General features: G+C 66.8%; 21 protein-coding genes. 6 read left to right on the top strand and 15 right to left on the bottom strand.

What is annotated here, in order from left to right; genetic code table 11:
- Positions 1 to 107: 107 nt before the first annotated feature.
- Positions 108 to 725, top strand: coding sequence for a TetR/AcrR family transcriptional regulator (locus A5782_RS08520; RefSeq protein WP_067097854.1), 618 nt, complete (start codon positions 108 to 110; stop codon positions 723 to 725).
- Between the two features lie 79 nt (positions 726 to 804).
- A complete protein-coding gene (locus A5782_RS08515; RefSeq protein ID WP_082942842.1) occupies positions 805 to 1,221 on the top strand; it encodes a nitroreductase family deazaflavin-dependent oxidoreductase in 417 nt (138 codons plus the stop codon).
- Here the strand turns inward: A5782_RS08515 and A5782_RS08510 are convergent.
- Genes A5782_RS08510 through A5782_RS08500 form a run of 3 tightly spaced genes read right to left on the bottom strand, consistent with a single transcriptional unit; the run spans position 1,218 to position 3,188 of the window.
- Positions 1,218 to 1,574, bottom strand: a complete 357-nt coding sequence (locus tag A5782_RS08510; protein WP_067097849.1) for a DoxX family protein — start codon at positions 1,572 to 1,574, stop codon at positions 1,218 to 1,220. The two genes, A5782_RS08515 and A5782_RS08510, sit on opposite strands and share 4 nt — an antisense overlap.
- 9 nt (positions 1,575 to 1,583) lie before the next feature.
- Complete coding sequence (locus A5782_RS08505) at positions 1,584 to 2,717, bottom strand: SPFH domain-containing protein (protein ID WP_067097846.1); 1,134 nt, start codon at positions 2,715 to 2,717, stop codon at positions 1,584 to 1,586.
- A gap of 33 nt (positions 2,718 to 2,750) precedes the next feature.
- Positions 2,751 to 3,188 (bottom strand): NfeD family protein, encoded by a 438-nt coding sequence (locus tag A5782_RS08500; RefSeq protein ID WP_067097844.1) that lies wholly within the window; start codon positions 3,186 to 3,188, stop codon positions 2,751 to 2,753.
- A gap of 57 nt (positions 3,189 to 3,245) precedes the next feature.
- Between A5782_RS08500 and A5782_RS08495 the strand changes: the two genes are divergently transcribed.
- Positions 3,246 to 4,190 carry a hypothetical protein gene (locus tag A5782_RS08495; RefSeq protein ID WP_067097870.1) on the top strand — a complete coding sequence of 315 codons (945 nt, stop codon included), beginning with the start codon at positions 3,246 to 3,248 and terminating at the stop codon, positions 4,188 to 4,190.
- Here the strand turns inward: A5782_RS08495 and A5782_RS08490 are convergent.
- Genes A5782_RS08490 through fabG1 form a run of 3 tightly spaced genes read right to left on the bottom strand, consistent with a single transcriptional unit; the run spans position 4,187 to position 6,855 of the window.
- Complete coding sequence (locus tag A5782_RS08490; RefSeq protein ID WP_067097841.1) at positions 4,187 to 5,227, bottom strand: ferrochelatase; 1,041 nt, start codon at positions 5,225 to 5,227, stop codon at positions 4,187 to 4,189. The genes A5782_RS08495 and A5782_RS08490 overlap by 4 nt on opposite strands.
- A 6-nt stretch (positions 5,228 to 5,233) precedes the next feature.
- Entirely contained in the window at positions 5,234 to 6,043 is an 810-nt protein-coding gene (inhA, locus tag A5782_RS08485) for an NADH-dependent enoyl-ACP reductase InhA (RefSeq protein ID WP_067097838.1), read from the bottom strand.
- A 44-nt stretch (positions 6,044 to 6,087) separates the two neighbouring features.
- Positions 6,088 to 6,855, bottom strand: a complete 768-nt coding sequence (gene fabG1, locus A5782_RS08480) for a 3-oxoacyl-ACP reductase FabG1 (RefSeq protein ID WP_067097836.1) — start codon at positions 6,853 to 6,855, stop codon at positions 6,088 to 6,090.
- A gap of 147 nt (positions 6,856 to 7,002) precedes the next feature.
- Between fabG1 and A5782_RS08475 the strand changes: the two genes are divergently transcribed.
- Positions 7,003 to 7,842 (top strand): hypothetical protein, encoded by an 840-nt coding sequence (locus A5782_RS08475; protein ID WP_067097833.1) that lies wholly within the window; start codon positions 7,003 to 7,005, stop codon positions 7,840 to 7,842.
- Between the two features lie 63 nt (positions 7,843 to 7,905).
- Here A5782_RS08475 and A5782_RS08470 read toward each other — a convergent pair whose 3' ends face one another.
- The 6 genes from A5782_RS08470 to A5782_RS08445 all read right to left on the bottom strand — a co-directional run bounded on the left by A5782_RS08470 (position 7,906) and on the right by A5782_RS08445 (position 14,197).
- Positions 7,906 to 8,913, bottom strand: coding sequence for a VWA domain-containing protein (locus A5782_RS08470; protein WP_067097830.1), 1,008 nt, complete (start codon positions 8,911 to 8,913; stop codon positions 7,906 to 7,908).
- The gene (locus tag A5782_RS08465; protein WP_067097827.1) at positions 8,910 to 9,821 is read right to left on the bottom strand and encodes a DUF58 domain-containing protein; all 912 of its coding nucleotides are present in this window, start codon (positions 9,819 to 9,821) and stop codon (positions 8,910 to 8,912) included. The genes A5782_RS08470 and A5782_RS08465 overlap by 4 nt, the downstream gene beginning before the upstream one ends.
- A 50-nt stretch (positions 9,822 to 9,871) precedes the next feature.
- Positions 9,872 to 11,002, bottom strand: a complete 1,131-nt coding sequence (locus A5782_RS08460; RefSeq protein WP_067097824.1) for a MoxR family ATPase — start codon at positions 11,000 to 11,002, stop codon at positions 9,872 to 9,874.
- A gap of 171 nt (positions 11,003 to 11,173) precedes the next feature.
- Positions 11,174 to 11,908: an NlpC/P60 family peptidoglycan endopeptidase RipB gene (gene ripB, locus A5782_RS08455; protein WP_067097821.1), complete on the bottom strand. Its 735-nt coding sequence runs from the start codon at positions 11,906 to 11,908 to the stop codon at positions 11,174 to 11,176.
- A 25-nt stretch (positions 11,909 to 11,933) separates the two neighbouring features.
- Positions 11,934 to 13,382, bottom strand: a complete 1,449-nt coding sequence (ripA, locus tag A5782_RS08450; RefSeq protein ID WP_067097818.1) for an NlpC/P60 family peptidoglycan endopeptidase RipA — start codon at positions 13,380 to 13,382, stop codon at positions 11,934 to 11,936.
- 239 nt (positions 13,383 to 13,621) lie between these two features.
- Positions 13,622 to 14,197: a DUF6676 family protein gene (locus A5782_RS08445; RefSeq protein WP_067097814.1), complete on the bottom strand. Its 576-nt coding sequence runs from the start codon at positions 14,195 to 14,197 to the stop codon at positions 13,622 to 13,624.
- Between the two features lie 278 nt (positions 14,198 to 14,475).
- On the opposite strand from A5782_RS08445, the gene A5782_RS08440 reads away from it, so the two are divergent.
- Together A5782_RS08440 and A5782_RS08435 are read left to right on the top strand one after the other, a co-directional pair.
- Positions 14,476 to 17,319 (top strand): aconitate hydratase, encoded by a 2,844-nt coding sequence (locus tag A5782_RS08440; protein ID WP_067097811.1) that lies wholly within the window; start codon positions 14,476 to 14,478, stop codon positions 17,317 to 17,319.
- A 21-nt stretch (positions 17,320 to 17,340) separates the two neighbouring features.
- Positions 17,341 to 17,922, top strand: coding sequence for a TetR/AcrR family transcriptional regulator (locus tag A5782_RS08435; protein WP_067097808.1), 582 nt, complete (start codon positions 17,341 to 17,343; stop codon positions 17,920 to 17,922).
- A 38-nt stretch (positions 17,923 to 17,960) separates the two neighbouring features.
- Here A5782_RS08435 and A5782_RS08430 read toward each other — a convergent pair whose 3' ends face one another.
- The 3 genes from A5782_RS08430 to A5782_RS08420 all read right to left on the bottom strand — a co-directional run bounded on the left by A5782_RS08430 (position 17,961) and on the right by A5782_RS08420 (position 20,737).
- Positions 17,961 to 18,170 (bottom strand): helix-turn-helix domain-containing protein, encoded by a 210-nt coding sequence (locus A5782_RS08430; RefSeq protein WP_369815604.1) that lies wholly within the window; start codon positions 18,168 to 18,170, stop codon positions 17,961 to 17,963.
- Between the two features lie 93 nt (positions 18,171 to 18,263).
- Positions 18,264 to 19,901 (bottom strand): ABC-F family ATP-binding cassette domain-containing protein, encoded by a 1,638-nt coding sequence (locus A5782_RS08425; protein ID WP_067097805.1) that lies wholly within the window; start codon positions 19,899 to 19,901, stop codon positions 18,264 to 18,266.
- A gap of 26 nt (positions 19,902 to 19,927) precedes the next feature.
- Positions 19,928 to 20,737 carry an enoyl-CoA hydratase gene (locus tag A5782_RS08420; protein WP_067097802.1) on the bottom strand — a complete coding sequence of 270 codons (810 nt, stop codon included), beginning with the start codon at positions 20,735 to 20,737 and terminating at the stop codon, positions 19,928 to 19,930.
- Positions 20,738 to 20,788: the final 51 nt, after the last annotated feature.

Below are 20,788 nucleotides of genomic sequence, written 5' to 3'. Positions count from 1 at the left end.
CCGGCATACGAGATTACTACGCGTCTCGTGGGCTCGGAGATGTGTATAAGCCACGCCACCGTCCCCCACGCCGCACTCCTAGTAAACGTTTGTTTATAATTGTAAACGTGCATTCACCGCTACCGGATGACCGAACAGCCCGAGCCCGGATCCGGGACGAAGCGCTGCGGCTGTTCGCCGAGCGTGGCCCCGACGCGGTCACCCTGCGCGACATCGCGACTGCGGCGGGCGTTTCAGCGGCCCTGCTCATCAGGCATTACGGCTCGAAAGACGGGCTGGTCGATATCGTCGACAATCACGTCGTCACAACGTTCGAAGTCCTGCTGACGCGGATGACGGAGCAGACGGCCGCGGTTGGACTCGAGCCCGCCGCGGTGCCGAGCCTGCTCGACGGCCTGGCCACCTATTTGCCACCCGATTCGGCGATCCCGGCGTATCTGGGCCGGCTGCTGATAACCGGGGGCCGGGCGGGTTCAACGTTGTTCGACAGGCTTTTCCGGATCAGCCAAGCCACTCTCGATGCCATGGTTGCGGCCGGAACCGCCAGTCCCGGCGCGGATGCGGAGGTGCGGGCGGCGTTTTTGCTTGTCAATGACCTCGCGGTACTGACTCTGCGCCCCCGCCTGACCGAAGTGCTCGGCGTGGACCCGCTTTCGGATGCGGGAATGCGGCGCTGGGCCCGCGAAGTGTTCGCGGTCTATCGCGACGGAATCAACAACAGGTGAAAGAGCAATGGAGGTAAAGGTGTCCAGCACAAGTCTTTTCGTCAGCGCCGGCGCACGGGTACTGCGGTCACGCCGTCTCATGCGCGCACCGATCTGGATCTACAAAGCCCGCGCGGGCGCACTATTGGGATCCCGCATGCTGATGCTCGAGCACATCGGCCGCAAGTCCGGAGCACCGCGTTATGTGGTGTTGGAGGTCATAGGCCACGCCTCGCCGGACACCTACGTCGTCGCCTCCGGGTTCGGCCGAAAAGCCCAGTGGTTCCGCAACATCCAAGCCAACCCGCGGGTGCGGGTCTACGCCGGCAGCCACGCGCCCAGAACCGCCACCGCCCGCGTCCTCGACCAACAGGAGGCCGACCGCGCGCTGGCCGCCTATCTCAGCCGGCATCGCATGGCGTGGGAGCAGATGCGACCGGTGCTCGAGGAAACTCTCGGCGTCCCGATCACCGACACCGATACCCCGCTGCCGCTGGTTGAGTTGCGCCTGGACTAACTCCGGTCCGGTCCCTTGATCGTCATCGCGGCGACCAGCGCCAAAAACAACGCGGCGGGAAGGCCGTTGACGACTTTGTCGCGCACCCTGACATGCGCGCCGACCGCCAGCACGAAGTACAACGTCAGCATCGCCGTCGTCAGGCGCGCCAGTGCGGGAAAACGGTGAACCGACAGCAAGCCGACGGCGGCGGCCGTTTTCACCACCGGCAGCACGGGCCGGATGTTCTCCGGGACGCCCACGGCGTCCAGCGTCTTCTTGATCGGAGCCACCTGGACGCCGCACGCCACCGCGTCGACGGCGTGGAAGGCGGCGAGCGCCGCATAGGTCTTCGGTGAAGTCAACGCACTCATCCCACAATCCTAGGGAGTCAGCTCCCCCGCCGGGCCATCCACCGGCTGGCGCGCTATCGCCTCCGCCTTGGCCACCGCCTGGGCGATCGCGGGGTCGGTTTCGGTGGAGAACCAGTCGGCGACCTCGGCGTCGTCGTCGGCGCTGTGCTTGGGCGCGTCCTCAACCGGCGATGGCTGGAATCGGAACACCCCGTCCTGGTCCGGGGATCCCAGCAGCTTGGTGAATCCCTGCAACGCCGCGCTGAAGTCGCTCGGCACCACCCACACCTTGTTGGCGTCACCGCGCGCCATCTCCGGGAGCGTCTGCAAATACTGGTAGGCCAGCATTTCCGGGGTGGGCCGGCCGGCCTTGATCGCGGCGAACGTCTTCTCGATCGCCTTGGCCTGCCCCTGCGCCTGCAGGTACGCCGCGGCGCGTTCACCCTGGGCACGCAGCATCCGGGACTGCCGGTCGCCCTCGGCGGCCAAGATCGCGCCCTGCTTGGCGCCCTCGGCGGCCAGGATCTGCGCCTGCTTCTGCCCCTCGGCCTCCTTGATCGCCGCCTCGCGCATACCTTCGGCGGTCAAAATCATCGCCCGCTTCTCGCGGTCGGCCTTCATCTGCTTCTCCATCGACGCCTGGATCGACGGCGGCGGATCGATGCTGCGCAATTCCACCCGCGCGACCCGCAGACCCCAGCGGTTGGTCGCCTCGTCGAGCACGCCGCGCAGCTGGCCATTGATCATGTCGCGCGACGTCAGCGTCTGCTCCAGCGTCATGCCGCCGACGACGTTGCGCAGCGTGGTGGTGGTGAGCTGCTCGACGCCGACGATGTAGTTGCTGATCTCGTAGACGGCCGCCTGGGGAACGGTGACCTGGAAGTAGACCACCGTGTCGATGTTGAGGGTCAAGTTGTCCTCGGTGATCACCGGCTGCGGCGGGAACGACACCACCCGCTCACGCAGATCCACCCGGGCACGAACCCGATCGATGAACGGCACCAACAACGTCAGTTGCCCGCTGACCGTGCGGCTGTATCGTCCCAGCCGTTCGATCACCGCGGCCTCTGCCTGAGGTATCAGCGCCACCGACTTGGCCACCACGACGATGGCGAAGATCACCAAGACGGCCAGCAGCACCAAACCAGCAACCGCACCTTGCATCGGACTTCCTTCCCTTAGCAGCGTTTCTCGCCGCTACAGACTGCTCTTGAAGACCACGGCGGTAGCGCCGTCGATCTGCATGACGGTGACCGGCTCGCCGGGTTCGTAGACATCGGCGTCGTCGAGCGGGCGCGCGGACCACACCTGGCCGTCCAGTTTCACCTGGCCCTCGTCGCGCGCGACCCGCTCGAGCACCAGCGCGGTCTTGCCCTGCAGCGCCTCGATTCCCAACCGCGGTGCCCCGGCCGGCGTCAGCCGCCGCTTCAGGGGAGGGCGAACCAGCACCAGCAGCAGCACCGAGACGACCAGGAACACCGCCCCGTTCGCCCACACCGGAAAGTCGGCCAACCAACTGGTAGCCGCCGCGGCCAGTGCGCCCCCACCGAGCATCACCAAAAACAAATGGCCGGTGAGTGCCTCCGCACCGGCCAGCACCAGCGCGAATATTAGCCAAAGCACCGCGGCGTGCATGCGGCAAGAATACGCGTGATCCGCCTTTGCCGGGCAAAACAACTACACTGCGTGATCGTGTGGTGTCCCAGTGTTTCGCTGTCCGTGTGGGCCAATGCCTGGCTCGCCGGAAAGGCCGCGCCCGACGACGTCTTGGACGCGTTATCCGTTTGGGCGCCAAAGCAATCGGTGACCGCGTATGATGCCGTCGCCGCGGGGCACACGGGGCTGCCCTGGCCCGATGTCCATGACGCCGGAACGGTCACACTGCTACAGACATTGCGTGCCGCGATTGGGCGGACGACGCCGACGTCCGGTGGGACCGGCTTGATGCGCGGGACGATCAACGTGATTTTGCCGGTACCCGGCGATGTGCGCGGGCTGGCCCCCGGAACGCAGTTCGAGCGGGACGCCCTGGCCGCCGGTGAGGCGGTCATCATCGCAAATCCCCGCAACTCCGCCAGTGCCGTCGGCCTGGTGCCCGAATTCTCCTATCAGGACGACGAGGATGGGCCCGAGGACTACGAGACACGGCTGGCGGAGTTGTGCGCGCTGACGTGGACGGTGTACTCGCTGCCCGGCGCACCGGTGCTGGACCATCACGAGCTCGGCGATGCCGAATACACGCTGCGGTCGGCCGTGCGCTCGGCCGCCGACGCACTGGGCGCCATCGGGCTGGGAGCCGCGGCGGCCGACGTGGACGACCCGCGTGGACTGGTCGAGCAACTCCTGGAATCCGCACGGCAACATCGCATTCCCGACCACGCGCCGACGCGCGCGCTGCGGGTGCTGGAGAACGCCGCGCACGTCGACGCGATCATCGCGGTCAGCGCGGGGCTGAGTCGATCCGACTCTCCGGACCGTTTCACCGCGCCCGTCGCCGCCGGCCTGGAACCGCTGGGAACGCAATCATCCTCGGAGGCCCGCATCGCCAGCGATGCGCTGCGACCACTGACCGCCGTGGTGCGTTCGGCGCGGATGGCGGCCGTGACCGCGATCCTGCATTCGGCCTGGGGCGACTAATCCTGTTGGCGGCCCGCCGCGCAGTGCGGTGGCACGCATGGCGCACCGTTGACGCTGGCAAGGCAACCGGGCACGGGATCGGTTCCGGCCACCCGATCGGGCGTCCGGCCGTATCGCAGCTCGTCGATCAGGTCGGCGGCCAACTGCGCGAAATGCGGATGGGCGTTGGGCGTCGAGGCCCGCACCATTGCCACGCCCGCCGCCTCGGCCTGGGATGCCAACTCGTTGTCGAGATCCCACACCACCTCGATGTGATCGGCCACAAACCCGATCGGGCAGACGATGACGGCCTTGGTGCCGGCCTCGGCCAGGGTGGCCAAGTGGTCGGCAACGTCGGGCTGTAGCCACGGAACCTGGGGCGGTCCCGAGCGGGACTGCCACGTCAGGTCGTAGTCGGAGTACCCGGCGGCGGTCGCCACAAGGCTTGCGGCATAGGCGACTTGGCGGCTGTACAGCCGGGGCCCCAGACGGTCGTCGGCGGCCGCGGGGATGGAATGCGCGGTGAACACCAGACGCGCACCGGCTTGCTGCTCGGCGGTCAGGGCGCCCGAGGCCGCGCCGATGGTGTCGGCGAAAATCTGCACGAACCGCGGATGGTCGAAATAGGGCCGCAGCTTGACCAATTCGGACGCATCCGGTCCGGCCGCCTCGCGCGCCCGGGCGATATCCTCGACGTACTGCGTGCAGCTGGAATAGCCGCTCCACGCCGACGTGGTGAATACCGCTGCCCGACGAATTCCGTTGTCCCGCATCGTGGCGACGGTGTCTTCGACGTAGGGCTCCCAGTTGCGGTTGCCGAAATAGACCGGGAGGCCCAGGCCGCGGCCTTCGAGCTCGGCGCGCAACTGCTCAATCAGCGCCAGGTTGATCCGGTTGATTGGTGACACCCCACCGAAATGCAGGTAGTGCTCGGCGACGTCATCGAGTCGTTCCGGCGGCACGTTACGGCCCCGCGTGACGTTCTCCAAGAATGGCCGAACCTGCTCGGGGCCTTCCGGCCCACCGAAGGACAGCAGCAGGACGGCGTCGAATTCCATTGCCGTTTACAGCAATTGGGTGCTTGCGCCGCCGTCGGCGTAGATGATGGTCCCCGTCGTCGCCGGCAGCCAATCCGAGAGCAGCGCGCACACCGTCTTGGCGACCGGCGTCGGGTCCTTCATGTTCCAGCCGATGGGGGCGCGCTGGTCCCAGCCCTCTTCGAGCAGCTGCATCTGCGCGCCGGCCTCTTCGCCGAGCGCACCGCCCACGATGGCGCTCATGGCCAGCGTGCGGATAGGGCCCGCGGCAACGAGATTGGAGCGTACGCCGAACTTGCCCGCCTCGCGCGCCACGAAACGGTTGACCGATTCCAGCGCGCTCTTGGCCACCGTCATCCAGTTGTAGGCCGGCATGGCCCGGCTGGGGTCGAAGTCCATGCCCACGATGGAGCCGCCGGGATTCATGATCGGCAGCGTCGCCTTGGCCAGCGAGGCATACGAGTACGCCGAGATGTGAATGCCTTTGGAGACATCCTCATACGGCGCGTCGAAGAACGGGTTGATGCCCATCCCCGTCTGCGGCATGAAGCCGATCGAGTGCACCACACCGTCGAGCTTGTTGCCCTCGCCGATCTCGGCCGTCACCCGCTCGGCGAGTGAGTCCAGGTGCTTTTCGTTCTGCACGTCGAGTTCGATCAGCGGCGCCTTCTCCGGCAACCGGTCGGCGATGCGCTGAATCAGGCGCAACCGGTCGAACCCGGTCAGCACCAGCTGCGCACCCGCCTCCTGGGCCGCCTTGGCGATGTGAAACGCAATCGACGAATCGGTGATGATCCCCGAGATCAGAATCCGTTTGCCGTCGAGCAGTCCTGCCATGTCCGTCCTTAAGTCTGGTTGAAGTCCTTGTGTCCTGGTTGAAGTCAGTGACCCATGCCCATGCCGCCGTCGACCGGGATGACCGCACCGGAGATGTAACTCGCATCCTCGGACGCCAGGAAGCTGACCACCCCGGCGACCTCGGCGGCCGTGCCGACCCGCTTCGCGGGGATGAACTCCAGTGCGCCCTCCTGGATCCGCTCATCCAGCGCGCGGGTCATGTCGGTGTCGATGTAGCCGGGGGCGACCACATTGGCGGTCACGTTGGCCTTGGACAGCTCCCGGGCGATCGAGCGGGCCATGCCGATCACCCCGGCCTTGGAGGCAGCGTAGTTGGCCTGGTTGCCGATACCCCAGGTGCCCGACACCGAACCGATGAAGATCAACCGGCCGAACCGCTTTCGCTGCATGCTGCGCGAAGCGCGCTGGACCACCCGGAATGCCCCGGTGAGGTTGGCGTCGATGACCTTCTCGAATCTCTCCTCGGTCATCCGGATGAGAAACGCGTCCGCGGAGACGCCGGCGTTGGACACCACCACCTCGACCGGGCCCTGGTGCTCTTCGACCGCTTTGAAGGCACGGTCAACGGCGTCGCTGTCGGTGACGTCACACTCGACGCCGAACAACCCCTCGGGCGCCCCCGATCCGCGGTGCGTGACGGCGACCTTGTGGCCGTCGGCGGCCAGCCGCTGCGCGATCGCCAGCCCGATGCCCCGGTTTCCGCCCGTGACCAGGACTGAACGGGATACGAATGCCGGTTTGCCGCCGTTGGTGGCGGGCTCGGAGATGTTCTCGGTGGCTGCGTCAGTCACCCGGCCAACTTATCGCCTCGGCCCGCAACGGCCGAAACCTCCCCCGTTTAGCGCCGCGAGCGTAACCAGGAGGCGATTTCCGGACCGCATTTCCGCAGCGGGCTTACGCTCGCGGGCCCTGTCGGTGTGGGTTTGCACACTCTCCTCATGACGGACCCCTTCTTAGGCAGTGAAGCCCTGGCCGTCGGCGCTTTGACTCCATATGAGCTGCGCAGTCGATATGCAGCGCTGCACAAAGACGTATACGTGCGCAGAGACCTCGAGTTGACAGCGGTATTGCGGGCGAAGGCCTGCTGGCTGCGGTCTCGACGCCGCGGCATACTTGCCGGCTTTTCCGCCTCAGCGCTGCACGGCTCGAAATGGATCGACCCGACGCTGCCCGCCGCGATCATCGACACCAACCGGTGCCCCACGGCGGGCGTGCAAGTCTGGGAAGAGCGCATCGAGTCCGACGAGATTACGGTCGTCGACGGCATGCGAGTCACCACACCGGCCCGAACGGCGCTCGATTTGTCCAGGCGATGCCAGCGGGGTGCCGCGGTCGCTGCGATCGACGCCCTCGTGCAGGCAACCGATCTGAAAATGGCTGACGTCGAATTGTTGGCCGAGCGATATCGGGGGCGCCGGGGCATGAAGAATTCTCGCGCCGCTCTCGAACTAGTTGACGATGGAGCGCAATCTCCCAAGGAGACCTGGCTGCGCCTGCTGTTGATTACAGCGGGCTTTCCGCCTCCCCAGACACAGATCGCGGTGCGCAACGAATGGGGTTGGGCCGAAGCATATTTGGACATGGGCTGGAAGGACATCAAGGTAGCCGTCGAGTATGACGGCGACCATCATCGGGCCAGTCGTGCCCAGTATGTCAAAGACATCCGCCGGCTCGAGATGCTCGAGCGTTACGGCTGGATCGTCGTCCGGGTCATCGCCGAGGACCGTCCCGACGACATCATCCGCCGAGTGCGCGAGGCACGCGCTTCGCGAGCGTAAGTGCACTGCGAAACTTCGGGCCGAAATTCGCAGTGTGCTTACGCTCGCGGGCGATAGCGGGGCCTAGGTCGGCAAGCGCCGGTTGATCAGCAACGCCGCCAGTGCCGCCAGCGCCAACACCAGCGCACCCAGCCGCACCCATCCCACGCTGGCGTCGCCCTTGATCGTCTCGTATCCGATCTGCTGCTGCAGCGTCGCGTACACCGACTTCAGTTCCTGCAATGACGCTGCGCTGTAGGCGTTCCCACCGGAAAGCTGGGCCACCTTCTTCAGCGTCTCGTCGTCGACGGGCACCGGCTGGCGCTGGTCGTTGATCTCCACGAAGCCGTACGGGGTGCCGAACGAGATGGTCGAGATCGGCACGCCCTGGTCCTTGGCGGTGCGCGCGGCGGTGAAGGCGCCCTTCGGGTTGTCCGGATTGGTCGGCATCGTCTCCTTGCCGTCGGAGAACAACACGATGCGCGCCGGCGGCGGTTTGTCGCCGCCGCCGATCACCGCGCCGACCGTCGCGATGGCCTGCAGGGCGGTGAAGATGCCCTCCCCGGTGGCGGTGCGGTCGGCGAACTGCAGCTTGTCCAGCGCGGCCTTGGTCGACTCCCGGCTGGTCGTCGGGGATACCAACACCGTCGCGGTCCCCGCGTAGGCGATCAGCCCGAGATTGATGCCCGGGGTGAGTTCGTCGGCGAACTGCTTTGCGGCGTCCTGCGCCGCCGCCATCCGGTTGGGCGCGACATCGGTGGCCCGCATGGACTGCGAGACGTCGATGACGAGCATCACCACCGCGCGGTTGCGGGGAATCCGGACGTCGTTGGTCGGGCCGGCCATCGCGATGGTGAACAGCACCAGCGAGGCCACGAGCAGGATCGCCGGGACGTGACGCCAGGTCGAAGGCCGTTTGGGGGCCACGCTTTCCAGCAGCTCCATGTTGGCGAACCGCAGCATGCGCCGCTGGCGCGCCAACTGCATCAGGATGTAGAGCGCGGCCAGCCCGAAGACGACTAGCAAGAACAGGAAGAACCACGAATGTTCGAAGCCCGACAACGACATTGGGCCCAGTAGGGGCAGTGTCACTGCCGCCCTGCCAATGCACCGCGCCGACGGGATTCCACAAACCGCACGATGTCGGCGATCCAGTCACGGTCGGTGCGCAGCGTCAGTATCGGGGCCCCGCAGCTGCGGATGGTGCGCGCCACATCGGCGCGGTGCGCCGCGGCGGCCTTGGCGAAATCGTCACGCAGCTGGGCGTCGATGGTGAACTCGCGGGTGACGCCGGACTCGGCGTCCTGCAGCACCACGTCGCCGATATCGGGCAGCTCCACGTCGCGCGGGTCGAGCACCTCGATGGCCAGCACCTCGTGCCGGGCGGCGACCGCCCGCAGCGGACGCATCCAGTTGATCGGCCCCAGGAAGTCGCTGATGATCACCGCCATGCCGCGGCGGCGTTCCGGCCGGCGCAGGGCGTCGATCGCCGTGGCCAGATCACCGCGCACCCCGACCGGGGCGCGGGGCGTGGTGGCGATGGTGCGCAACAGCGTCTGCTCGTGCTGACGCCCGGAGCGGGCCGGCACTCGCGTGATGTTGGCGCCGGTGGAGACGACCGCCCCCAGCCGGTTGCCGCCCCCGCTGTTGAGGAAGGTGATCGCGGCCGCGGCCGCCACCGCCAGGTCCCGTTTCTCGCAGCCCACGGTCCCGAAGTCCAGGCTGGCCGACATGTCGACCACCAGCCAGGTTTCCAGCTCGCGGTCGGCGATCATCTGCCGCACGTGCGGGTGCGTGGTGCGCGCGGTGACGGCCCAGTCCATCCGACGGACGTCGTCGCCGGGCTGATATTCGCGCGACTCCCCCGGCTCTGAGCCCGGCCCCGGAATCAGGCCGAGGTGATCGCCGTGCAGGACACCGTCGAGCTTGCGTTTGACGGTGAGCTCGAGGGTGCGCAGCGCCGCCGACAGCTTCGGGTCATCGATCTGACCCCGCTGCATCGATGGCGGATGAACAGAAGCCGCGCGCCGCCCGGCGGGGTTTGTGTCGGTCACCGACCGCTGGCCGCGCCGGCGGGCTGCATCACCGGGGGCACCGAATGACCTTGCTGCGGAACGGCATTCACCTGAGGCAGGGCCACCGTCTGCAGCACCCGGTTGATGACGATTTCCGGCGAGATCTCGTCGGCCAGGGCGTCGTAGGTGAGCACCAGCCGGTGGCGCAGCACGTCGGGGATGACGTCCACGACGTCTTGCGGGATCACATAGTCACGGCCGCGGACCAGCGCCAGCGACCGGGACGCGGCGATGATGCCCAGCGACGCGCGCGGCGAGGCCCCGAACGAGATCCACGTCTTGACGTCGTTCATGCCGAGCTGCTCGGGATGGCGGGTGGCGGTCACCACGCGCACCACGTAGTCGACCAGAGCGTGGTGGACGAAGCCGTTGGCCGCGATGTCCTGCAGCCGCAGCAGGTCGCCGGTGTTCAGGATCTGCTTGGGCTCCGGCGGGCGCACGCCCATCCGGTAGATGATCTCCCGCTCCTCCTCCGGTGACGGGTAGCCGACGTTGATCTTGAACAGGAAGCGGTCGCGCTGGGCTTCGGGCAGCGGGTACACACCCTCGTGCTCGATCGGGTTCTGCGTCGCCATCACCAGGAACGGGTTGGGCAGCGGGAACCTCTTGCCGCCGATCGAGACCTGGCGTTCCTGCATGACCTCCAGCAGCGCCGACTGCACCTTGGCCGGCGCACGGTTGATCTCGTCAGCGAGCAGGAAATTGGCGACCACCGGGCCGAGCTCGGTGTCGAACTCTTCCTTGCCCTGGCGGTAGATGCGGGTACCGATGATGTCGGTGGGCACCAGGTCGGGGGTGAACTGGATACGCGCGAACGTCCCGCCGACCACCTTGGCGAACGTCTCGACGGCCAGCGTCTTGGCCACACCGGGCACACCCTCGAGCAGCACGTGTCCCTTGGACAGCAGGCCGACCAGCATGCGCTCCACGAGCTGGTCCTGGCCGACGATGATCCGCTTGACCTCGAAGATGGCCCGTTCCAGGGTCTGAACCTCGGCGGCCAGTCCATTACCGCCGCCGGCCGGCGCTTCGTGAGCCGGGCCGGATTGGCCGCCCGGGCCGGAGTAACCGCTGGCGCCTGGCGGCGGCCCACCTACTGCTGTCATGAACTGCTACCTTCCACCGCTCAACGGACAAAGCTCAATCGGACACGACTGCTGACACGACCGATGTCGTGGGCCAGCGACGCGCCCGCGTCCAACTATTCCAGGCCCGCCGAATTACGTCGACGCTGGTGCACCCGCCGTGGGGGCCCGACCGTCCGGACGCACCCGGAGTCAGTACTCGATGATCCTGGTCAGGAACGGCGTCATGCCGGGCTTTCGAACCGGGCTGACCGTCACCTTGGCGGCGCTGCCCGATGCCTCCAGCATCTGGCCGTTGCCCAGGTACATGGTGACGTGCTGGCTACCGCCCGGGCCGTAGAAGATCAGGTCGCCGCGCCTGGCCTGATCCGGCGGGATGTGGCGCCCGGCGTTGTATTGGTCACCGGAGAACCGCGGGATCAGCACGCCGACCCCGGCGAAGCCGTAGCGCATCAGGCCCGAGCAGTCGAAGCCGTTGATGTTGGCGCCGTCGCCGACGCCCTTGCTGGGGCCGTCCAGCGAGCCGCCGCCCCACGAATAAGGCACTCCCATCTGGGAGCCCATCCGGCGAATCACGTACTCGATGGCCTGCCGGCCGTTTGCCCGCGGAATCTTGCCGCCGGGGTTGCTAGGAGAGCTCGCCGCGGCGGGAGGATCGCCACCGAGGTTGATCCCGAGCCCGCTCAAGAATTGCTTGCCCAGGTCCATCGTGGTCTGGGTGGCCTGGGCGGTGGCCTGCAGCGAGGCGTTGGCGACGGCGAGCGGGTCTCCCGGGGCGCCGGCACTGATCTGGGCCGGCAGGGTGGGGTCCCACTGGCCGGGGTCGGCCCCGGCAAGGGGAGCCGGCGCGGCCACAGAAAACATCAGCCCGGACACCACAGCGGTGATCCAGGCGAGGTTGATGAGGCGAAACCGATTGCGGCGCATGGCTGTCCGTTCAGTACTCACTCGATCACCATTCGATGTACCGGATCACGTAGGGCGTCATGCCGCTGGTTCGTACCGGGGCGACGCGAACCTTCAACCCGATGTCGGGAGCCTCGAGCATCTGGCCGTCGCCGAGGTAGATCGTCACGTGCTGGCTGCCGCCCGGGCCGTAGAAGATGACGTCGCCGCGCCGCATCTGGGAGGACGGGATCTTGCGACCCAGGTTGTACTGCGAACCCGAGTAGTGCGGCAGCTTGATGCCGACCCCGGCGAACGAATACAGGACCAGACCCGAACAGTCGAAGCCGGTGATGCCGGCCCCGGAGTCGATTCCCTTACTCGGCCCGGCCGCGTTGCCGCCACCCCAGGAGTAGGGCACACCGATCTGCGACATGCCGCGCCGGATCACGTACTCGGTGGCTTGGCGCCCGTAGACCCGGGGAATCCGTCCCCCGACCCCGCCGGAGCCCGCGTTGGTGATGCCGGTGTCGTCGGGCTTGAGGATCCCCATCTGCTGTAGGAAGTTGCGGCCCAGGCCGGCGGTCACCTGGGTCGAGGTGGCCGAGATGCCCAGCACCTGGTTGATCACCGCGATCGGGTCGCCGGGAACGTTGGCGCTGGGGATCATCGGCAACGTGGGGTCCCAGGCGCCGTCCCATTGCCGCCCCCCGGCCGACGGGACCGGGGCGCCCGGCGATCCGGTCTCCCACCGATCACCCGACGCCGATGCTCCGGACCCACCCGCACCCGTGGACCATTGGCGCGCGGCTTCGCGCTTGGCCGCCTCGAGCTTGACCTGAGCCTGGTCCCGTTCGGTGGCAAGGCGAATGATGTCTTCGCGTTGCTGATCGAACTTCTGCTTGGAGTTGGTCAGCGCCGCCACGGCGGTGTCCTGGCTGGACTTGGCGTCGGCGGCGGCCTTGTCGGCGTTCTGCTTGGCCAGCCGCGCCGCCGATTCCTTGTTCACCTGCTCGGTGCGGGCCTGCTGCAGCTTGGCCATCACGGTCTGCGAACTCGTGGTCAGGTTCTTGGCGGCGGCCTCGGTGGCGATGATGTCGTCGGGGCTGCTCGCCGTCAGGTAGCTGTTCGACGGCCCATTCATGTATGTGGCCGCGGCGAATGTGTCGAAGCGGTGCTGCGCCCCGGCGATGGCGATGTTGGCGTCTTTGACCGCCTGCTGGCTGGCGTCCAGATCGTGTTGGGCGGTGGCCGCGTTGTCCCGTGCGGTCTCCACGTCGACCAGGGCCTTGTTGACGCTTTCTTGCTCGGTCTGGATTTCGGCGCTCAGGTTCTGCAGCCGCTGGTTGGCCTTGGCGACGTTGGCGATGAGTGCGGCCAGGTTGTCGGCGGTGGGATCGGCCTCCGCGAGGCCGGGGGTTGCTATCAGAAAGGCGAGGCTCAAAACGGATGGGATGACGGGCCGCACCAGCCTTGCGACCGGTCGCGCAGAAGACCCCCAGCGTGTGCGTCTCATTCGACTCAGGTCTCCTACGGCTCAACACGACGGGTGGCGCCAGCCACAGATAGCCCGAAAGGCGCCAAAGACAACACCAGCATCGTTTGCACCGTACGTCACACGTGTGGGCGTGCAAACGCTCCACCGAAATCGCACTCTCTACGTGCGTTTAATGTGACCGAACGGTGACCTGGCCGGTTTGCCGCGAGAGGTCGTGACCGTTCCCCGGTGGAACCCGAAGGAACGAATGCCCGTGGTTAGACGGCGGTATTGGAGTCGCCGGCGGGGGTCGTTGCGCTGTCATCCGATGTTGCTGAGGGCTTACTACGCAACTGCAACCAGCGGGTGCCGACGGCCGCGGCGAAGACCGCGATCAACAGGAAAATCGTCAGGCCGGTCCACGGAAACTCGGGCGTGTCCAACTCATGCAAGAAATGCTGTGCGGAGACCACGGGGTTGCCCGTCTTGGCGATGTCCTCGCCGGCCTCGAGCGTGACGCGGGGGAATTGCGTGCTGTACGACCCGACGTAGCTCGGGCTGAGCGTCAGAACCGTCGCGTCGTGATAGTCCGCACCGACCACCGTCGAGATGTCGCGCAGCGGGGTGTCGTTCGGCGGGTTGTGGTCGAGCAGCACGATCTTGAGGTTGATGCCCTCGGCGTGCGCCTGGTTGACCACGTCGAGCAGTCCCGGCATCGCGTCCGGCGGGGCGCTGACTCCGGTGGCGGCGACCTGAGCCTTCACCACGGTCATGTCGACGTCGACCGGAATGTAGGCGGGCAGAAAAGGAACCGTTTGTGGCAGCGGTCCGACGAAAGAATCTTGCCCGGTCATTGTTTCCCTCCTGCGGCGGCGCGTCCCTCCTGCGGTGGTGCTAGAGGCACCGTACGCGATCGGCCCGCGCGCAGCGCTCGGTCATGGCGGCGCCGCCTGGCCGTGCGTTGTGTCTCGACGCGGATTGGTGCGCCAGTGGGGTTTAAAGCGGCGGCCGCGGCGACAAGACTGAAATCAGGAGTGCCTTCGTAATGCAGGACAAGCGTACTGTTAAAGTTGGCACCGCACCGCCGACACGGCCCGTCGCGGTGGGAGAACTAAAGACTCTGGGAGTTGAAGTGACTGATTCTGTGAATTCGTTCGGAGCCCGCGACAGCCTCGAGGTGGGCGACCAGAGTTACCAGATCTATCGTCTCGACGCCGTCCCCAACACCGAGAAACTGCCCTACAGCCTCAAAGTGCTGGCCGAGAACCTGCTGCGCAACGAGGACGGCAGCAATATCACCAAGGACCACATCGAGGCCATCGCGAACTGGGATCCCAAGGCGGAACCCAGCATTGAGATCCAGTACACGCCGGCGCGCGTCGTCATGCAGGACTTCACCGGCGTGCCGTGCATCGTCGACCTGGCCACCATGCGCGAGGCCATCGGCGACCTCGGCGGCAAGTCGGAAAAGGTCAACCCGCTCGCTCTCGCCGACCTGGTGATCGATCACTCGGTGATCGCCGACCTGTTCGGCACCGCAGACGCATTCGAGCGCAACGTCGAGATCGAGTACCAGCGCAACGGGGAGCGCTACCAATTCCTGCGCTGGGGCCAGGGCGCTTTCCAGGACTTCAAGGTGGTGCCCCCGGGCACCGGCATCGTGCACCAGGTCAACATCGAGTACCTGGCGCGCGTTGTGATGACCCGAGCGGATGACGCGGGAAATATGACCGCCTACCCCGACACCTGTGTGGGCACCGACTCGCACACCACGATGGTCAACGGCCTCGGGGTGCTCGGCTGGGGCGTCGGCGGCATCGAGGCCGAAGCCGCGATGCTGGGCCAGCCGGTGTCGATGCTGATTCCACGGGTCGTCGGCTTCAAGCTGACCGGTGAGATTCAGGCGGGTGTCACCGCCACCGACGTCGTGCTGACCGTCACCGAGATGCTGCGCAAGCACGGCGTCGTCGGTAAGTTCGTCGAGTTCTACGGCGAGGGCGTGGCCGAGGTGCCGTTGGCCAACCGCGCCACCCTGGGCAACATGAGTCCCGAATTCGGTTCCACCGCAGCCATTTTCCCGATCGACGAGGAGACCATCTCCTATCTGCGGTTCACCGGGCGCAACGAGGAGCAACTGGCGCTCGTGGAGGCCTACGCCAAAGAGCAAGGGCTGTGGCACAACCCGGAACACGAGCCCGCGTTCTCCGAGTACCTCGAGCTCGACCTCTCCACGGTGGTGCCCTCGATCGCCGGACCCAAGCGCCCGCAAGACCGGATCGCCTTGACGGCCGCCAAGTCCACCTTCCGTGAGCAGATCCTGAGCTACGTCGACGGCGACAAGGACGGCCAGCAGGGCTACTCGAAACTCGACGAGTCGGTCGAGGAGACCTTCCCGGCCAGCGATCCGGGCGCGGTGTCGAACGGACACGCTGACGACGCTCCCGAGGTGCATTCGGCGGCCGCGCATGCCAAGGGCCGCCCCAGCAGCCCGGTGACGGTGAAGTCCGACGAGCGTGGCGAGTTCGTGCTCGACCACGGCGCGGTGGTGATCGCCGCAATCACGTCGTGCACCAACACCTCCAACCCCGAGGTGATGCTCGGTGCGGCGCTGTTGGCCCGCAACGCCGTCGACAAGGGGTTGACGTCCAAGCCGTGGGTGAAGACCACGATGGCGCCCGGCTCCCAGGTGGTCAACGACTACTACGACAAGGCCGGCCTGTGGCCGTATTTGGAGAAGCTGGGCTTCTACCTGGTCGGCTACGGCTGCACCACCTGCATCGGCAACTCTGGCCCGCTGCCCGACGAGATCTCGAAGGCCATCAACGACAACGACCTATCGGTGACCGCCGTCCTTTCGGGTAACCGGAACTTCGAGGGCCGCATCAACCCCGACGTCAAGATGAACTACCTGGCGTCGCCACCGCTGGTGGTGGCCTACGCACTGGCCGGCACCATGGACTTCGATTTCGAAAAGCAGCCGCTCGGCAAGGACAAGGAAGGCAACGAGGTCTTCCTGAAAGACATTTGGCCGTCGCAGAAGGACGTCTCCGACACCATCGCGTCGGCGATCAACTCCGAGATGTTCACCAAGAACTACGCCGACGTGTTCAAGGGTGACGAGCGCTGGCGCAACCTACCAACGCCGAGCGGCAACACCTTTGAGTGGAACCCGGATTCGACCTATGTCCGCAAGCCCCCGTACTTCGAGGGCATGCCGGCCGAGCCGGAGCCGGTCTCCGACATCACCGGCGCCCGGGTGCTGGCGCTGCTGGGCGATTCGGTGACCACCGACCACATCTCCCCCGCCAGCAGCATCAAGCCGGGCACGCCGGCGGCGCAGTACCTCGACGAGCACGGCGTGGCGCGCAAGGACTACAACTCCTTCGGCTCCCGGCGTGGCAACCACGAGGTGATGATCCGCGGCACGTTCGCCAACATCCGGCTGCGCAACCAGCTGCTCGACGACGTCGCCGGCGGCTACACTCGCGACTTCACCCAGGAGGGCGGACCGCAGGCGTTCATCTACGACGCGGCGCAAAACTATGCGGCACAAGACATTCCGCTGGTGGTACTGGGTGGCAAGGAATACGGGTCGGGCTCGTCACGAGACTGGGCCGCCAAGGGCACGCGGCTGCTGGGCGTTCGCGCGGTGATCGCCGAGTCGTTCGAACGTATCCACCGCTCCAACCTGATCGGCATGGGCGTGATCCCGTTGCAGTTCCCGGACGGAAAATCGGCCACGGATCTGGGTCTCGACGGCACCGAGGTGTTCGACATCACCGGGATCGAAGAGCTCAACGACGGCAAGACGCCGAAGACGGTGCACGTTAAGGCAAGCAAGGATTCCGGCGGGGATGGCGGCAACGCAGTGGAGTTCGACGCGGTGGTACGCATCGACACCCCCGGTGAGGCCGACTACTACCGCAACGGCGGCATCCTGCAGTACGTGCTGCGCAACATGCTCAAATCGGGCTAACCCGAACCGATCCGATCACCCATGCCAAAGGTCAGCGAGGACCATCTGGCGGCGCGCCGCCGCCAGATCCTCGACGGCGCCCGCCGTTGCTTTGCCGAATACGGTTACGACAAAGCCACGGTGCGCCGGTTGGAAAAGGCGATCGGGATGTCGCGCGGCGCGATCTTCCACCACTACCGGGACAAGGACGCGCTGTTTTTCGCCCTCGCCCACGAGGACGCCGAGCGGATGGCCGACGTGGCTTCCCGCGAGGGACTGATCCAGGTGATGCGTGACATGCTGGCCGCGCCGGACCAATTCGACTGGCTGGCCACCAGATTGGAGATCGCGCGCAAGCTGCGCAACGATCCCGCGTTCAGCCGGGGATGGGCGGAGCGTTCCGCCGAGCTGGCGGCCGCGACCACCGACCGGCTGCGCCGGCAGAAGGAGGCACACCGAGTGCGCGACGACGTGCCCGGGGATGTACTGCAGTGCTATCTGGAATTGGTGCTCGACGGCCTGGTGGCGCGGTCGGCATCGGGCGAGGATCCGCAGCGCCTATCCGCGGTCCTTGACCTGGTGGAAAACTCGGTGCGCCGCAACGATTCTGAGAAGCGATCGTAACGTCACTGCGAACAAGGGGACGTGATTTCGCAGTGACGCTACGCCCGCGCGGCTTTGGCGGTCCGATTGGGGCCGCCGCGGCTGCGCATCGTGGTACCCGACTCCCGCAGCAGGCTGTGAATCGACCCATACGACCTGCCGGTCGTGGCCACCAGGCTGCGGATGCTGGCGCCGCCTTCGTAGGCGTGGCGCAGTTCGTCCAACAACTGGTCGCGTGCCTTGGCCGACCTTTGCAGTGTTCTTTTCATGGCTCCTCCGACGCCGGGACACGATCGCAAGCACCCAGAGTAAGAAGCCGCTGTCGGCCGCGGGCCGCTTTCGTCAAATCGCTTGCAGCGAAGTCAGGCGAGCTCGATGAGATCCCGGTATTCGTCGGACCAGAAGTCCTCGGTGCCGTCGGGCAACAGCACCACCCGCTGCGGGTCGAGGGCCTCGGCGGCACCGGGGTCGTGCGTCACCAAGACCACCGCCCCCTGGTAACTGCGCAGCGCGTCGAGCACCTGTTCGCGCGAGGCCGGGTCGAGGTTGTTCGTCGGCTCGTCGAGCAACAGCACGTTGGCGGTCGACGCCACCAAACCGGCCAGCGCGAGCCGCGTCTTCTCACCGCCGGAGAGCGTGCCCGCCGGCTGGTCGAGCTGAGGACCGCTGAACATGAACGCGCCCAGCAGGCCGCGCAGATCCTGTTCGCCGGAATCCGGTGCGGCGTGGCGGATGTTCTCCCACACGGTCGCATCGTTGTCGAGGGTGTCGTGTTCCTGGGCGAAGTAGCCGATCCGCAACCCGTGCCCCGGCTCGAGACCTCCGGTGTCGGGGGCCTCGGTGCCGGCCAGAATCCTCAGCAGGGTGGTCTTGCCGGCGCCGTTGAGGCCCAGCACCACCACCCGCGAGCCGCGGTCGATCGCCAGATCGACACCGGTGAACACTTCCAGCGATCCGTAGGACTTGCCCAGCCCGGTGGCCACCAGCGGGGTGCGCCCACACGGGGCAGGATTGGGGAACTTGATGCGGGCCACCTTGTCCGCCACCCGCTCGTCGTCGAGTGCGGCCATCATCCGGTCCGCGCGTCGCAACATGTTTTGGGCGGCAACGGCTTTGGTGGCTTTCGCGCCGAGCTTGGCGGCCTGTGAGCGCAGCGCGACGGCCTTGCGTTCGGCGTTCGCGCGTTCCCGGCGGCGGCGCTGCTCATCGGTGGCCCGCGCGTCGAGATACTTCTGCCAGGTCATGTTGTAGACGTCGACCTCACCGCGCACCGCGTCCAGGAACCACACCCGGTTCACGACGTCGGCGAGCAATTCGACGTTGTGGCTGATGATCACCAACCCGCCGGTGTGCCCGCGCAGGAAATCCCGCAGCCAGCCGATCGAGTCCGCGTCCAGGTGGTTGGTCGGCTCGTCGAGCAGCAGCGTGGTCGACGAACCCGACATTCCGGCGCCGCCCTCCGACGCGGCGAACAGGATGCGGGCCAATTCCACCCGGCGGCGCTGCCCGCCGGACAGGGTGCGCAGCTTCTGCGTCAGCACCCGTTCCGGCAGGCCGAGACTGGCGCAGATGCGGCTGGCTTCGCTTTCCGCACCGTAGCCGCCCAGGGCCACGAAACGCTCCTCCAGCTGCCCATACCGGCGGATCGCGCGGTCGCGGGCGTCGTCGTCGGCGACCTCGGCCATCAACGCCTGCTGCTTTTCCAGATCGGTCAGCAACACGTCGAGCCCGCGGGCCGACAGGACCCTGTCGCGGGCCAGCACATCGAGGTCGCCCTCTTTGGGATCCTGTGGCAGATAACCGATTTCACCGACGCGGTTGATCGCGCCGGCATAGGGTTCGGTCTCCCCCGCCAAGATGCGCAGGGTGGTGGTCTTACCGGCGCCGTTGCGGCCCACCAGCCCGATGCGGTCGCCGGGCTGCACGCGCAGGTCGGGACCGTCGGGTGAGAGCAGGATGCGCGCACCAGCGCGGACCTCGAGGTCCGTGGCCGTGATCACGATCGCTCTCCTTGTTGAAAAGACGCCTATTTGTCGTCGGTGAACACCGCTGGTCGTCGTTCTGCGCGCGCGGCAACCGCTTCTTCGAAGTTGGCGGTGAGCAGGCGGACGAATAGCTGTCCCAAGCCTTCGGCTTGCATGTGCCCTTCCAGGCTACCGGCGTCTAGTCCACTCCACAGCGTGCGCTTGGTCAACTCGATGCCCGGCCGCGAGAAGGCCGCCATCCGCGCGGCGATGGCGTAGCAGGTGTCCAGCAGCTGCTCGTCGGGCACCTGGCAGGACACCAGGCCGATGCGCTCGGCCTCCTCCGCGGTGACGTCGCGACCGGTCAGCATGATCTCGAACGCGCGTGACGATCCGATGGCCCGCGGCAGCAGATAGGACAGGCCCAGTTCGCTGGCGGTCAGCCCGTTGTTGATGCCGGCGGCGCGGAAGTACGCGCCGGTCGAGGCCACCCGGATGTCGGCGGCCAGGGCCAGGCACAACCCGCCGCCGATGGCGGGGCCGTTGACCGCGGCGATCACCGGTTGGTGCAACCGGCGCAGCGCCAGGATGACGTCGTCGAGGATCTCCATGGAGCGCAGCGCATAGGTGGGGCGGGTCAGCCCCTCGACGTGGGGCACCGAGCCCGCGGACTTGTGATCAGCGCCGGAGGAAAAACCCCGACCGGCCCCGGTCAGCACGACCACCCGCACCGAATTGTCGTAGGTGACCTTCTCCAGAGCCTCTTTCAGCGGAAGCATGACGTCGAACGCCATGGAGTTCATCCGCTCGGGCCGATTCAGGGTTATCAGTGCGACGCCGGGCCGCGGGTGATCTACCAATACCAAACTCACCCAAGCAACCTAGCGCGTGGCTAACTGTGGGTTCTGCGCGCAGCGCGGTGT

This window comes from Mycobacterium sp. 852002-40037_SCH5390672, assembly GCF_001665875.1.
Classification (GTDB): domain Bacteria; phylum Actinomycetota; class Actinomycetes; order Mycobacteriales; family Mycobacteriaceae; genus Mycobacterium.
Note: the sequence above shows the minus strand (reverse complement) of the source record. Positions and strands in the feature narration are given on the sequence as shown.

Excerpts from the sequence above, each read along its gene's own strand:
- A5782_RS08460 (WP_067097824.1), bottom strand. The coding sequence starts at position 11,002 with ATGACAGCAGTAGGTGGGCCGCCGCCAGGCGCCAGCGGTTACTCCGGC.
- A5782_RS08430 (WP_369815604.1), bottom strand. The coding sequence starts at position 18,170 with ATGAAAAGAACACTGCAAAGGTCGGCCAAGGCACGCGACCAGTTGTTG.
- A5782_RS08475 (WP_067097833.1), top strand. The coding sequence starts at position 7,003 with ATGACGGACCCCTTCTTAGGCAGTGAAGCCCTGGCCGTCGGCGCTTTG.
- A5782_RS08490 (WP_067097841.1), bottom strand. The coding sequence starts at position 5,227 with ATGGAATTCGACGCCGTCCTGCTGCTGTCCTTCGGTGGGCCGGAAGGC.
- A5782_RS08435 (WP_067097808.1), top strand. The coding sequence starts at position 17,341 with ATGCCAAAGGTCAGCGAGGACCATCTGGCGGCGCGCCGCCGCCAGATC.
- A5782_RS08515 (WP_082942842.1), top strand. The coding sequence starts at position 805 with ATGCGCGCACCGATCTGGATCTACAAAGCCCGCGCGGGCGCACTATTG.
- A5782_RS08505 (WP_067097846.1), bottom strand. The coding sequence starts at position 2,717 with ATGCAAGGTGCGGTTGCTGGTTTGGTGCTGCTGGCCGTCTTGGTGATC.
- A5782_RS08445 (WP_067097814.1), bottom strand. The coding sequence starts at position 14,197 with ATGACCGGGCAAGATTCTTTCGTCGGACCGCTGCCACAAACGGTTCCT.
- ripA (WP_067097818.1), bottom strand. The coding sequence starts at position 13,382 with ATGAGACGCACACGCTGGGGGTCTTCTGCGCGACCGGTCGCAAGGCTG.
- inhA (WP_067097838.1), bottom strand. The coding sequence starts at position 6,043 with ATGGCAGGACTGCTCGACGGCAAACGGATTCTGATCTCGGGGATCATC.
- A5782_RS08510 (WP_067097849.1), bottom strand. The coding sequence starts at position 1,574 with ATGAGTGCGTTGACTTCACCGAAGACCTATGCGGCGCTCGCCGCCTTC.
- A5782_RS08500 (WP_067097844.1), bottom strand. The coding sequence starts at position 3,188 with ATGCACGCCGCGGTGCTTTGGCTAATATTCGCGCTGGTGCTGGCCGGT.
- ripB (WP_067097821.1), bottom strand. The coding sequence starts at position 11,908 with ATGCGCCGCAATCGGTTTCGCCTCATCAACCTCGCCTGGATCACCGCT.
- A5782_RS08465 (WP_067097827.1), bottom strand. The coding sequence starts at position 9,821 with ATGCAGCGGGGTCAGATCGATGACCCGAAGCTGTCGGCGGCGCTGCGC.